This is a genomic window from Micromonospora sp. NPDC048894, from assembly GCF_040649765.1.
Lineage (GTDB): Bacteria > Actinomycetota > Actinomycetes > Mycobacteriales > Micromonosporaceae > Micromonospora > Micromonospora antibiotica.
On record NZ_JBEZFY010000001.1, the window covers coordinates 235,809 to 249,243 of the forward strand.

Here is a 13,435-nt window from a genome sequence, read left to right on the forward strand (position 1 = left end):
GGACGACGTCGGTCGGCCCGCACCGTCAGCGGTAGTCGTCCTCGTCGGCGGTGACCACCCGGGCCTGCTCCATCGCGTCCCAGTCGTCGACCTCCAGGCCCCGGTGCGGCTCGGCGTCGGTCTCGTCCGGACCGACCACGGCGGCCTGCTCGACCGCGTCGGCCGGCTCGGCCTCCAGGTCGCGTTCCTGCGGGTCGAGGTGGTCGCTCGGGGTGAAGTCCTCGTGGGGCTGACCCATCGTCCCTCCCTGGTGCCGGCGGCCTGTCCACCCCACCGTACGGGCTGGTGGCGCAGGTCGCCCGGTGGGCGCGGGAACGCGGGAACGTCCCACCGGGGACGTCGGGTGGTGTCAGGATGGGTCGGTGGGCTTCCTGATCCGACTGGTGATCACGGCGATCGCGCTGTGGGTCACCACGCTGATCGTGCCCGGGGTCGACGTCACCGGGCGCAACGGCGCGAACACCGCGCTCACCCTGCTGGTGGTGGCGCTGATCTTCGGCGTCGTCAACGCGGTCCTCAAGCCGGTGATCAAGGTGGTCGGCTGCGTGTTCTACCTGCTCACCCTCGGGTTGTTCGCGCTGGTGGTGAACGCCCTGCTGTTCATGCTGACCGATTGGCTCGCGCGCGCCCTCGACCTGCCGTTCCGGGTGGACGGTTTCTGGGCCGCCTTCTGGGGGGCCATCGTGATGGCCGTGGTGACCTGGTTGATCAGTGTCGCCGTACCGGACCGGTGGGAGCGCCGGTGAGCCGACCGGTGGACGGCCACCGGGGCGGTGGTGCCCGCCGTCGCCTCCTGCGGGATACTGCCGACGGTGGACAGCGCGGTCCGGCGCACCGATGGAAGTCAGCGGCCAGCGCGGCCGAGAGCGGTAAGTAAGGAGCTTTTCACATGCCCATCGCTTCCCCCGAGGCTTACGCGGAGATGCTGGACCGGGCCAAGGCCGGCCGGTACGCGTACCCCGCGATCAACGTGACCTCGTCGCAGACCCTGAACGCGGCGCTGAAGGGCTTCGCCGACGCGGAGAGCGACGGCATCATCCAGGTCTCCACCGGTGGTGCCGAGTACCTGTCCGGCCCGTCCGTCAAGGACATGGTGACCGGCGCCGTGGCGTTCGCCGCGTACGCGCACGAGGTGGCCAAGAAGTACCCGGTCAACATCGCGCTGCACACCGACCACTGCCCGAAGGACAAGCTGGACGGTTTCGTCCGGCCGCTGATGGCCATCTCCCAGGAGCGGGTGAAGGGCGGCCAGGAGCCGCTGTTCCAGTCGCACATGTGGGACGGCTCGGCCGTGCCGGTGGCGGAGAACCTGCAGATCGCCGCCCAGCTCCTCGACGAGGCCGCCAAGGGCAAGATCGTCCTGGAGATCGAGGTCGGCGTCGTCGGTGGCGAGGAGGACGGCGTCGAGAACGCCATCAACGACAAGCTCTACACCACCGTCGAGGACGGCCTGGCCATGGTCGAGGCGCTCGGCCTGGGTGAGAAGGGCCGCTACATGGCGGCGCTGACCTTCGGCAACGTGCACGGCGTCTACAAGCCGGGCAACGTCAAGCTCCGGCCGGAGATCCTCAACCAGATCCAGGAGGCGGTCGGCGCCAAGTACGGCAAGGACAAGCCGCTCAGCCTGGTCTTCCACGGCGGCTCCGGCTCGCTGCTGGAGGAGATCCGGGAGGCGCTCGACTACGGCGTGGTGAAGATGAACATCGACACCGACACCCAGTACGCGTTCACCCGGCCGGTCGCGGACCACATGCTCCGCAACTACGACGGCGTCCTCAAGATCGACGGCGAGGTCGGCAACAAGAAGCAGTACGACCCGCGTACCTGGGGCAAGCTGGCCGAGGCCGGTCTCGCCGCTCGGGTCATCGAGGCGTGCGAGCACCTGCGTTCCACCGGCACCCGGATGAAGTGACCCTGACGTACCCCGTCGACGGCCGGCTCCCCCACGGGAGCCGGCCGTCGCCGTCGGAGCCCGGCCACGACGGTGGCCGGGACGGCCGTCAGCCGGTCGCGGTGAGCACCCGGACGGCCTCGTGGACGTCGTCGGTGAGGTGGATGCTGGCGGACAGGTCACCGGCCGGCGACCCGGCGAACAGCGGGCGCAGCAGCGACTCGATCGGCAACTCCCGGGTCCAGTACGCCTGGTCGAGGAAGACGTACGCCCCGCTCGCGCCGTCCGTGCCGTAGTACGTCTTCGTCGCCGCCTGGAACACCTCCTGCACGGTGCCGGCCCGGCCGGGCGCGAAGACGATCCCGCCCCGGGCCAGCCGCAGGATGGTGTCCTCCCGGATGGCGTTGGAGAAGTACTTGGCGATCCGCCCGGCGAACAGGTTCGCCGGCTCGTGGCCGTACAACCAGGTGGGGATGGCCAGCCCGCCGGAGCGGGCCCAGTCCAGGCCGGGGCCGCGCTGCTGCGGCACGGTGGCGACGTAACGGTCCCGCACCGCCAGCGCGGCGGCCGTGTACCGGTCGTGATCGGTGAAGTCGGGGGCCACCGCCAGTAGGTCGATCGCGGTGTCCAACTCCCGCGCCGGCCAGGCCGCCAGGAACGCGCCCAGGTTGGCCGCCTCCATCACCCCGGGGCCGCCGCCGGTCACCACCAGCCGGTCGGCCCGCGCCAGCTCCCAGCCCAGCACCGCCGCCATCCGGTACGGCACACTGCCGCGCGGCACCGCGTGCCCACCCATCACCCCCACCACCGACTGCGGCCCGTGGGTGGCGAGCCAGGTCCGGGTCGCGTCGGCCAGGGCGTTGTCCACCCCGTGGTCGTGCAACCGCTGCCCGAGCGCCTCCTTCACGTCGGGCAGGGCGCCACCGTGGGCGCGGAAGTGCTCGTAGACCCGGGTGTCGTACATCCCGGCGAACCCGCCGTCGGCGAACCCCTCGGCCAGGTCGGTCGGGGTGTACAGGTGGGCCGGCTGGGTCGGGTAGGGCAGGCCGGAGAAGGGCGGCACCACGTTCGCCCCGCGCCGGACCAGGTCGGCCCCGACCTCCCGGCCGGCGAACCGGCAACCCACGAAGAGGGTCCCGGTCACCTCCGTGGCGGTCAGGTCCGGAACCGGATCGAGGTCGAGGCGCAGCCCCTGCACGGTCAACCCGGCGAGGCTGCCGGCGACCAGGTGCCTGTCGAACTCGGCCCGGGTCTCGATCTCGTCATGACTGGTGTCGTGCGGCGCGATGACGTCCGCAGGAGGTGGGGTCGGCACCCCGCCATCCTGCCCCCACCCCGCCACCCCCGCGCGGCGGCCGGGGCCGGCATCCGGCGGGCCGGGGCACCCGCCGCGCGGCGGCCGGGGCACCGACGACAGGAGCCCGGCGACCGAGGTCGCCGGGCTCCTGCGTAACCGGGTCCTGGGGAGGCTCCGGACCAATAGTTGTAGTGGAAAATATCTTCGTGCGGCATGGGCCGCAGGGCCGACCGGCGGGACCGCTGGGGTGGATCGTCCGAGCCGCGCGGGTCGCCGGTACGACCGCAGGGCCGGTACGGTTGGCCGAGGGTTCACCCGACGGGGTCCCGGGCGTGACGTAGACCTCCACCGTTCAGCCACCGTATGCGTCCGACCCCCTCGCGCGGTGCAGGGCGAAGCGGGTTGAATGGGGCGATGCAGAACCTGTTGCCTGAGCCTCCGGCCACCCTCCTGCCCGCGCACGACGACGCGGACGCCGCGCTGGCCACCGCCGCCGAGCACGGCACCGACGAGGCGTACGCCGAGGTCGCGGCCCGCTTCCCCACCCACAGCGCGGCCTGGGCGGCCCTGGCCACCCGTGCCCTCGACGGCGGTCAGGTGATCGCCGCGTACGCGTACGCCCGCACCGGCTACCACCGTGGCCTGGACCAGTTGCGGCGCAGCGGCTGGAAGGGGCACGGCCCGGTCCCGTGGTCGCACGCCCCGAACCAGGGCTTCCTGCGCTGCCTCTACGTCCTGTCCCGGGCCGCCGGGGAGATCGGCGAGGCGGACGAGGCCGCCCGGTGCGCCCAGTTCCTCCGCGACTGCGACCCGGCGGCCGGGGACGCCCTCGCCGGCGCCTGACCGTCCGGTCGACGCCGGCCCGCCCCGACGGTCCGTTCGGGGTGGGCCGGTGCCGACGGTCGCGGGCCGCTCAGAGCCCCTCGGCCACCGCTGCGGCGATCTTCAGCCAGGCGTCCCGGGTGGCCGAGGAGAGCCCGCCATACCGGATCGGCTCACCGGTGTCGATCAGCCGCTCGTACGGTGCGAGCAGCACCGCCCTGGTCCGGGCGGCGAAGTGTTCCTGGATGGCCGGCAGGTCGATCTCCTTGCGCGACGGCGGCATCGACACCACCGTCACCGCCTGCCGGACGAGCCGGTGCCGGCCGCTCTGTTCCAGGTGGTCGAGCATCCGGGCGGCCGTCTCCGCCGAGTCGTTCCGGGCCGACATGGTGACCACCAACTGGTCGGTGGCGTCCATCGCGGCCTGCCAGTTCTGCGCCCGGACGTTGTTCCCGGTGTCCACGAAGATCAGCTTGTAGAACCGGCTCACCACCTCGCGGATCTCGGCGAACGCCGCCGCCGTCAGCATCTCGCCCCCGGTGGCCGACTCGTCCGAGGCGAGCACGTCGAACATCCCCTCGCCCTGCGAGCGGACGTACTGCGACAGGTCCCCGATCCGGCCGTGCGGCCCCTGGAACTGCCCGAGGTCACGCAGCATGTCCCGGACCGTCCGGGAGTGGAAGTCCTGCTGCGCCCGCATCCCCAGGGTGCCCTGGGTCTCGTTGTTGTCCCAGGCCAGCACGTAACCGCCGCGCTTCTGCCCGAAGGTCATGGCGAGCAGCAGGATGGCCACCGTCTTCCCGGCGCCGCCCTTGGGGTTGACCACGGTCACCTGGCGCAGCCCGCCGAAGTTGCGGCGCACCATCTCGATGTCCCGCTTCACCTCCTGCTCGTGCTGCCCCGGTGGGAGCTTCACCAGGCCGATCCGGTTGACCACGGCCCGTACGCCCATCGTGGCGATCGGTTCGGCCGGCCGGATCTGCCGACGGCGGGCGAAGTCCTCGGCGGTCGGCGCGATCCCGCTGTCCGGTGACCAGCCCAGCTCCGGGTAGCCCGCCGGGTCGGGATAGGCCGCCGGGGGCCCGGCGGCCGGTGCCGTCCCGGCCGGCGGGGGCTGCTCCGGCCACGACGACCGGTGCCACCCGCCGGGCACCTGCGGTCCGGGCAGCAGACCGGATTCCCCGGGACCCGTCACCCCGGGCCGGATCGGTCCGGGAGTTGCGGGTCCGGTCGGCCCGGGGCCGTGGGCGGCGGGTCCGGGGCCGTGGGCGGCGGGTCCGGGAGTTGCGGGTCCGGTCGACCCTTGGCCGTGGGCGGCCGGTCCGGGCGTGGCCGGCGCGGAGGCGATCGGGTCGAGCGCGCCCGGACCGGCCTCCTCCGCCGCATGGCGCTCCGGCCCGAGGCGTTCCGGGCCGGGATAGGTCGGGCCGGGATGGGGCGGGCTGAGGTGCTCCTGGCCGGGATAGATCGGACTGAGGTGCTCCGGCTCGGGGAAGGTCGGGCTGAGGTGCTCCGGGTCGGGGTGGGCCGGATCGGATGCGGCGGTGTGGCCGGGTCCGGGTCCGGTGGGGCCGAAATCCGCGTCGGGGGCGGTGGGCCTCGGCGGCGGTCCGGCAGCGGTCGGGGCCGACTCCTCGACGCCGACCGCGAGTCGCTGGGGCGGCAGCGCCCAGGGCGACTCGCCTCGGCCTGCGGGCTGGGCCGGCACCGCCGCCACGACTGCCGCCGCCTCCGGTCCGGGCTCCTGGACCGGGGCGGATCTCGGCCGCTGGAGGGGCCCGAACCTGCCGAGATTCCACTCGGTCGGGTCAGTGCCGTGCGCCACGACGGTCGCGTTACGCGCCGGGGACGGCGGGGCGGGGTGGGGTGGGCCGTCGGGCGGGTCCGTGGGCGCCGACGGAGCTGCCCCCCGGGCCGGGCCGGGCGGCGGCACCGGTGGGCCGGCGAGCGACGGGTCCAGCGAGAAGGGCAGGTCGATGTCCACCCGCCCGGCCCGGCCCGTCGCCGCCCGCCCGGGTGGGTCGTCGTACCCCGGGGGGTCGTCGTACCCCGGGGGGTCGTCGTACCCCGGGGGGTCGTCGTACCCCGGGGGGTCGTCGTACCTCGGGGGGAGGGCGGGGGTGGGGGTCGGTTCCGGGTGGGCGGGCGTCCAACCGTCACCGGGTGGGGCCCAACCACCGTCGGCCGGCGTCGGAGTCACCTCCGCCGCGAGCGACGGGTACGCCGTCGGCGGAAAGACCGGCGGGGGTTCACCGGCCCAGTGCGGCACCGGTTCGGTCGGGTCGGGCGGCCAGAGCGGTTCGATGTCCCGCTCCGGCACCGGCGGCTGGCCGGGCAGTCCTGCCCGGTCGGCGTTGTCGTCCACCACGGCTCCTCCCCATTCCTCCCGCCGAGGATAGGCCGTCCCGTTGCCGTCACGCCGGGTGACGGACGCGGGTGGGTGGTCAGCCCGTGAAGACCGCCCAGGCCCCGGGCTCGGTCCACCAGGAACGCTTCCGGCTCAACTCGCCCTCGACCCCGTCGTCGAGGAACGGCACCCGTTCGTCACGGGGGATCACGGCCACCGCCCGGCCCCGGGCCCGACGTACCTCGTAGCGGATCTTCTTCTTCCTACCCAACGTGGAGCGGGTCGGCACGGGAACGGCCACCGCGACCTCCACCAGACCGTCGGTCGGGTCGCCGGCGGTGAGCAGCGGCAGCGAGTCGAGGGTGGCGTACCCGCCGGCGTTGCCGATCGCGCAGGCCAGGATCGGGTCCGCGCCGTCGGTGAGCACCGCGTCGTCCACCTCGACCCGACCACGCCAGTGCAGCGGCCGGCCCGAGTCGTCGGCCGCGCCGAGCAACGCGCCGTCCAGGGTCACCGAACCGCCGTCGTTGCGCAGCAGGTCGAGCCGGCGTACCCCGCCGTCGAGCACGGCCGCCGCCACCGCCGCCGGGTCCCGGGGCAGGCCGAGCTGCGCGGCCAGATCCCGGTGCGGGCCACCCCGGGCCGGATCGAGCGGGAGTACGCCGATCGGCGGCAGATCAGGCACCGTACGGTTGCCGGCCAACTCGGCGGGGCGACGGCTCGGCGGTGGGGCGTACCGGCGGACCAGGCGGCGCACGACGGCGCGCAACTGGGCGTCGGTGGCGGTGGCGACGACCAGCCGGACCTTGCTGTCCGGGTCGGGCCAGGTGAGGCCGTCGGGGCGGGCCGGGGCGTCCAGCCGGGCCAGCACCTCGTCGACCTCGGCGTCGGAACGGGCGACGACCGTCCCCACCCGGGCACCCCGGGCGGTCAACGCGTCCGCACAGGCCAGCACCGGCACCCGGGGCGTCTCGCAGCGCCCCTGCTCCGTCCCGTGCCCACCGGCCTCGGCCCGCTCGTGCCCCTCGGCCCCGGTCTGCTCGTGCCCACCGGCCCCGGTCTGCTCGTGCCCACCGGCCCCGGTCTGCTCGTGCCCACCGGTCGGACGGCCCGTGGGGGTCTGCCCGGCGGTCGGGTCGGTCCGTTCTCCGGCCGGTTGCCCGGCGGCCTGCGGAGCACCGCCGCAGCAGCCGTCGCCGCTGCCGCAGCCCCCACCGGGAGCGTCCCGCTCCGAGCCGAGGGTGAGCAGCACCACGTCGTACAAACCGGGCCTCCTGACCTTCGACGCGAACCCCTGCTGGCCACGCCGTTCCTACTTGTTAGCCTGACACCCCGGGCTCGCCAACCGGTCGCCACCTGGCACCCGAGCCTTCTGGAGGCGGAAAAGATGCCAGCGATCGTGCTCATCGGTGCTCAGTGGGGCGACGAGGGCAAGGGCAAGGTTACCGACCTGCTGGGTGAGCGGGTCGACTACGTCGTGCGCTACTCCGGCGGCAACAACGCCGGCCACACCGTGATCACCCCGGACGGGCAGAAGTACGCGCTGCACCTGATGCCGTCAGGTGCGCTCTCCCCGAGCGCCATGATCGTCATCGGCAACGGGGTGGTGGTCGACCCGAAGGTGCTGCTCGCCGAGATCGACGGGCTCGCCGAGCGCGGGGTGGACGTGTCCCGGCTGCGGATCTCCGGCGACGCGCACCTGATCATGCCGCACCACCGGGCGCTGGACCGGGTGGTGGAGCGCTACCTCGGGTCCGCCCGGATCGGCACCACCGGGCGCGGCATCGGCCCGGCCTACGGCGACAAGGTCGCCCGGATGGGCATCCGGCTCCAGGACCTGCTCGACCCGGGCATCCTGCGCAAGAAGCTGGAACTCGCGCTGCGTGAGAAGAACCAGCTGCTGTTCAAGGTCTACAACCGCAAGGCGATCGACGTCGAGGAGACCGTCGAGGAGTACCTGCGGTACGCGGAGCGGCTGCGGCCGTACATCGCCGAGACCCGGGTGATGCTCTGGGACGCCCTCGACCGGGGCGAGACGGTGCTGCTGGAGGGTGCCCAGGCCACCATGCTCGACATGGACCACGGCACGTACCCCTTCGTCACCTCGTCGAACCCGACGGCCGGTGGGGCGTGCGTGGGTGCGGGCATCCCGCCGACCGCGATCACCGGGGTCATCGCGGTGAGCAAGGCGTACACCACCCGGGTGGGGTCCGGTCCGTTCCCGACCGAGCTGTTCGACGACAACGGCCAGCACCTGCGCAAGGTCGGCCACGAATACGGCACCACCACCGGCCGGGAACGCCGCTGCGGCTGGTTCGACGCCGTCGTCGCCCGGTACTCCTGCCGCCTCAACGGCGTCACCGACCTGGTGATCACCAAGCTGGACGTGCTCACCGGCCTGCCCAAGGTCCCGCTCTGCATCGGGTACGAGATCAACGGCGAACGCTTCGACGACATGCCGATGACCCAGACCGACTTCCACCACGCCACCCCCATCTACGAAGAGCACGACGGTTGGTGGGAGGACATCAGCAAGGCCCGCACCGAGGACGAGCTGCCGGACAACGCCCGCCGCTACATCGCCCGCATCGAGGAACTCACCGGCACCCGCGTCAGCGTGGTGGGCGTGGGCCCCGGCCGCGAGGAAAACGTAGTCCGCCACCCCCTCCTCCCCTAACATCCCCCTCCCTTCCCCGCCCTCCCCCCGTCGCGGTCCCGCTCTGCCCCCGGTGATCAAGAGGTTTGCGTCACGAATTCGCCTTTCGTTGACGTAAAGCTCTTGATCACCTGTGGAAACCCGGGGGTTGTCCACAGGTTTATCCACAGGGGTGGAAGTGGGGGTGGGTGGGGCGTGAGGGTGGCGGGGTGATGCCGCTCGAAACTCTCCGTCGGATCGCCCTCAGGCAGGACGGGATGGTCACCACGACGCAGGCCCTCGCGGCCGGGCTGACCCGGGACCATGTCCGGCAGCTCTGCCGCTCCGGCCGGTGGACGCGCCTGTCCCGTGGTTGTTACGCACCCACCGGGCGGCCACCGGACGCGGTCGCCCGGCGGGCCCGCATCCGGGCGGCAGTGACGAGCCTCGGCCCTGACGCCTTCGCCGTCCTCGACAGCGCCCTCCTGCTGCACGACATCGCCGGGCCACGCCGACCCGCGGTCCACGTCTCGGTGCCGGTGGACCGACCCCGACCGCAACGGCACACCGACCCCACGCTCGTCGTCCACCAGTTCACTGTGGCCCCGGGCGACCTCGCCGAGGTGGATGGCATCCTCACGACCTCGCCGTTGCGCACCGTGACGGACATGATTCTCCGGCTCGACCGGTACCCGGCGGTGTCCGTGCTCGACTCGGCACTGAACCGCGGACTCGTCACCCCGGAGGACCTGGCCAGCGCACCGACGCTCATCCGGGGCCGGCGAGGTGCCCCGGCGGCCCGCAGTCACCTCGCCGAGGTGGACGGACGCGCCCAGTCACCACTGGAGACCTGGTCACGCTTGCGTTGCGTGGACGGTGGAGTCCCGCCCGACACCCTGCAACAGGAGGTCCGGGACGAGGACGGGCACCTGCTCGGCATCGGTGACCTCGGCTGGCGGGCCGCGCGGCTGATCGCCGAGGCCGACGGTGCCGCCCCGCACGGCACCCCCGAGGCACTCTTCGCCGACCGTCGTCGACAGAACCGTCTGATCAACGCGGGGTGGCGGATCCTCCGCTTCACCTGGTCCGACGCGCTCCGCCCGGACTACATTCCCCACACCGTCCGCCAGGCCATGTCCCTCACCCGCACCCCGCCCCACCCCGAATCCCCACACTGACCCCGTCCCACACCGGATTCCACCCACCCCGCCGGGCCCCCACTCCGCCGGGCCCCCACTCCGCCGGGCCCCCACTCCGCCGGGCCCCCACTCCGCCGGGCCCCCACCCCATCGAGCCCCACCCCACCCCGCCCCGCTGCCCTCACCCGCCCCACCCGCCCCACCCGCCCTAGCCGGTGATCAAGAGGTTTGCGTCGGCTGATCAAGAGGTTTGCGTCAAAGTTGATCTCCAATCTGACGCAAACCTCTTGATCACCGGGGCGAGGCGGGGGTGAGGTGGCGGCGAGGCGGGGGTGAGGTGGGGGCCGGGGTGGGGGCGAGGCGGGGGTGAGGTGGAGGCGGGGCGGGGCGGGGGCGGGAGTGGGGCGGGTGGGGGCGAGGCACGGTGGGGTGGGGGTGGGGTGGGTAGGATTCGTCGCCGTGCGCGTACTTCTTCTGGGTGGTGGCGGGCGGGAGCATGCGCTCGCGCTGGGGTTGGTCGAGGATCCGGCTGTCGAGGTCCTGTTCGCGGCACCCGGTAACCCGGGGATCGCGGGGGTGGCGGAGCTGCGGCAGGTCGATGCCGTCGATCCCGCCGCGGTGGCCGGGTTGGCGGTGGAGGTCGGTGCCGACCTGGTGGTGATCGGGCCGGAGGCCCCGCTTGTCGCCGGGGTGGCCGACGCGGTACGCGCCAAGGGCGTCCCCGTGTTCGGTCCGTCGGCCGAGGCGGCCCGGCTGGAGGGTTCCAAGACCTTCGCCAAGGAGATCATGACGGCGGCCGGGGTGCCGACCGCCCGCGCGTACACCTGCACGGATGCGGAGAGCGTCGGGCGGGCGCTGGACGAGTTCGGCACGCCGTACGTGGTGAAGGACGACGGGCTGGCCGCCGGCAAGGGCGTGGTGGTCACCGACGACCGGGACGTCGCGTTGCGGCACGCGCAGGAGTGCGGCCGGGTGGTGATCGAGGAGTACCTGTCCGGGCCCGAGGTCTCCCTGTTCGTGGTGACCGACGGTGAGGCGGCCCTGCCGTTGTTGCCGGCGCAGGATTTCAAGCGGGTCGGCGACGGCGATGCCGGTCCGAACACCGGCGGCATGGGGGCGTACGCGCCGCTGCCGTGGGCACCGCCGGGCCTGGTCGACGAGGTGCTGGCCGACGTGGTCCACCCGACGCTTGCCGAGATGCGCCGCCGGGGCACCCCGTTCGCCGGTCTGCTCTATGTCGGGTTGGCGCTGACCGCCGCCGGCCCCCGGGTGATCGAGTTCAATGCCCGCTTCGGTGACCCGGAGACCCAGGTGGTGCTGGCGTTGCTGCAGACCCCGCTCGGTGGGCTGCTGCACGCCGCCGCGACGGGCACGCTGGCCGCGCACCCGCCGCTGCGGTGGCGCGACGGTGCGGCCGTCACCGTGGTGGTGGCCGCCGAGGGTTACCCGGCGACCCCACGTACCGGTGACGTGATCACCGGTGCCGACCACCCGGGCGTCATTCACGCCGGCACCGCCCGCCGGGCCGCCGACGGCGCGTTGGTCTCCGCCGGCGGCCGGGTCCTCTGCGGTACGGCCACCGGCCCGGACCTGACCGCCGCCCGCGATGCCGCCTACGCCCTGGTACGCGGCATCGAGTTGGCCGGCTCGCACCACCGCAACGACATCGCCGCCACCGCGATCGACGGCCGGATCACCGTCCCGGACTGACCACAGCCGGGGCGGCTGCCCCAGCGCCCGCCCGACGCCGGGCGCGATGGATCGTGCCCGGGCCAGCGGTCGGATCACTCTCCCGAGGCCGACCGCCACCGCGATCGACGGCCCGGGGAGCCGCCTGGGCCGGTGGACTCCGGGCGGGGCCGACCCGTTCCCGGGCCGGCGACCAGTTCACCGTCCCGGCGACGGACCCGTCGCTGGCCGGGTCGTGCCCCGTCGGGTCGGCGGTCAGAGCAGGGACAGGGCGGCGGCGATGACCCGTTGGGCGGTGGCGCTGAGTTCCTCGCCCTTGGCGTCGGTGCTGGTGATCGAGTATTCCACCCGGAAGCGGCCGTCCCGGGTGGAGGCGGTCCCGGCGAGGTAGCCGTACCGGGAGCCGGTCTTGATCCACAGGGTTTCGCCGTCGGGCAGCGGGAACGCGGTGAGCCCGGCGCTGTAGCGGGCCGGCCCACCGCTCACGTCCGGCACTCCGGGCAGGGTGAACATCGTGCTGAGCTGGGCGGCCGGCACCACCCGACCGGCGAAGAGCGCGGTGAGGAAGGTGTCCAGGTCGGTGAGACTGGAGATGATGTTGCCGGCGGCCGGGGTGAAGGTCTGGCTCCAGGTGGTGACGTCCACCAGTTCCGTCCGGCCGTCCCGGTCGACTGCCTGGTAGCCGTGGGCGTGCGTGCCCCGGAGGCGGGGGTCGTCGCCCGGTGCGTAGGTGTCGCGCAGGCCGAGCGGTCGGGCGATGCGCCGGTCCAGTTCCGTCGCGTACGGGTGGCCGGTGACCTTCTCGATGAGCAGCCCGGCGACGATGTAGCCCATGTTGGTGTAGTGCTGCCTCGTGCCGGGGTCGAACTCGCGGGGGTTGTCGAGGCCGAGCCGGACCAGCTGTTGCGGGGTCCACCTGTCGTACCGGTGGGCGAGTTGCCACTCGATGTCGTCCGGCACGCTGGGGCTGGGTAGGCCGCTGGTGTGGTCGAGCAGCTGCCGGACGCTGACCGTCGGGTAGTCGGCGGGGAGCAGCCCTGGCAGGAGCCGCTGCACCGACGCGTCGAGGTCGAGCCGGCGTTCGGCCACGAGTTGCAGCACCATGGCCGCGGTGAAGGTCTTGGTGACGCTGCCGACCCGGAACCGGGCGTGTGGCGGTACGGGTTGCTGGCTGCGCAGGTCCCGTACGCCGGTGGTGCCGGTCCAGCAGCCGTCCGGCGTGGTGATCCTGACCTGGGCGCTGGTGGCGTCGGCGTCGGGCAGTCCGGCTATCGCCTGCCGGACGGGGGTCGGGTCGAGGGTGCCGGGCCGGCAGCCTGGAGCTGCGTGCCGGTCACCGACGGTGGAGGTGGGAGCGGCGAAGGCGAGCGTCCCGGGTGCCGTGACGCCGAGCAGGGCGCCGAGCGTGGTGGCGACGAGGACCGTACGCCGATTCATGATCTTCATGGTGTCGAGCCTGCCGGTCACGGGGAGCGACGGCATCGGGGACAGCCCCCACGGCACCCGGATCGTCGGCTCGGGGAGACCACCCCGGGGCCGACGGCCCACCGAGCGTCCACCGTGCCCGTGCCCGCGCCCGGAACCCGCCCGGCACCCAGGTCGACCCTGCCCGCAG

10 protein-coding genes and 1 pseudogene are annotated in these 13,435 nt (G+C 73.4%); 6 read left to right on the forward strand and 5 right to left on the reverse strand.

Annotation, left to right across the window (positions count from 1 at the left end):
- Positions 1 to 25: 25 nt before the first annotated feature.
- Positions 26 to 238: a hypothetical protein gene (locus AB0C22_RS01110; protein WP_219465549.1), complete on the reverse strand. Its 213-nt coding sequence runs from the start codon at positions 236 to 238 to the stop codon at positions 26 to 28.
- Between the two features lie 124 nt (positions 239 to 362).
- Here AB0C22_RS01110 and AB0C22_RS01115 point away from each other — a divergent pair, with 124 nt between their 5' ends.
- Together AB0C22_RS01115 and fbaA are read left to right on the forward strand one after the other, a co-directional pair.
- On the forward strand, positions 363 to 746 hold the full coding sequence (locus tag AB0C22_RS01115; RefSeq protein ID WP_208565315.1) for a phage holin family protein: 384 nt from the start codon (positions 363 to 365) through the stop codon (positions 744 to 746).
- Between the two features lie 143 nt (positions 747 to 889).
- A complete protein-coding gene (gene fbaA / locus AB0C22_RS01120) occupies positions 890 to 1,912 on the forward strand; it encodes a class II fructose-bisphosphate aldolase (protein WP_208565316.1) in 1,023 nt (340 codons plus the stop codon).
- Between the two features lie 88 nt (positions 1,913 to 2,000).
- On the opposite strand, the gene AB0C22_RS01125 is transcribed toward fbaA, so the two are convergent.
- On the reverse strand, positions 2,001 to 3,206 hold the full coding sequence (locus AB0C22_RS01125; protein WP_208565317.1) for a hypothetical protein: 1,206 nt from the start codon (positions 3,204 to 3,206) through the stop codon (positions 2,001 to 2,003).
- 396 nt (positions 3,207 to 3,602) lie between these two features.
- Between AB0C22_RS01125 and AB0C22_RS01130 the strand changes: the two genes are divergently transcribed.
- Complete coding sequence (locus AB0C22_RS01130) at positions 3,603 to 4,031, forward strand: DUF3151 domain-containing protein (RefSeq protein ID WP_219465550.1); 429 nt, start codon at positions 3,603 to 3,605, stop codon at positions 4,029 to 4,031.
- A gap of 70 nt (positions 4,032 to 4,101) precedes the next feature.
- Here the strand turns inward: AB0C22_RS01130 and AB0C22_RS01135 are convergent, their stop codons facing one another.
- A complete protein-coding gene (locus AB0C22_RS01135; RefSeq protein WP_357532813.1) occupies positions 4,102 to 6,378 on the reverse strand; it encodes a chromosome partitioning protein in 2,277 nt (758 codons plus the stop codon).
- Positions 6,379 to 6,454: 76 nt separating this feature from the next.
- Positions 6,455 to 7,348, reverse strand: a pseudogene (locus AB0C22_RS01140) (hypothetical protein); the annotation flags it as partial.
- A gap of 396 nt (positions 7,349 to 7,744) precedes the next feature.
- Between AB0C22_RS01140 and AB0C22_RS01145 the strand changes: the two are divergent.
- The 3 genes from AB0C22_RS01145 (at position 7,745) to purD (ending at position 11,841) form a co-directional block, all read left to right on the forward strand.
- Complete coding sequence (locus AB0C22_RS01145) at positions 7,745 to 9,034, forward strand: adenylosuccinate synthase (protein ID WP_208565321.1); 1,290 nt, start codon at positions 7,745 to 7,747, stop codon at positions 9,032 to 9,034.
- A gap of 191 nt (positions 9,035 to 9,225) precedes the next feature.
- Positions 9,226 to 10,170, forward strand: coding sequence for a type IV toxin-antitoxin system AbiEi family antitoxin domain-containing protein (locus tag AB0C22_RS01150; RefSeq protein WP_357532815.1), 945 nt, complete (start codon positions 9,226 to 9,228; stop codon positions 10,168 to 10,170).
- A gap of 420 nt (positions 10,171 to 10,590) precedes the next feature.
- Positions 10,591 to 11,841: a phosphoribosylamine--glycine ligase gene (purD, locus tag AB0C22_RS01155; protein ID WP_219465558.1), complete on the forward strand. Its 1,251-nt coding sequence runs from the start codon at positions 10,591 to 10,593 to the stop codon at positions 11,839 to 11,841.
- A gap of 234 nt (positions 11,842 to 12,075) precedes the next feature.
- On the opposite strand, the gene AB0C22_RS01160 is transcribed toward purD, so the two are convergent.
- Positions 12,076 to 13,266: a serine hydrolase domain-containing protein gene (locus AB0C22_RS01160; protein WP_357532817.1), complete on the reverse strand. Its 1,191-nt coding sequence runs from the start codon at positions 13,264 to 13,266 to the stop codon at positions 12,076 to 12,078.
- Between the last annotated feature and the right edge of the window lie 169 nt (positions 13,267 to 13,435).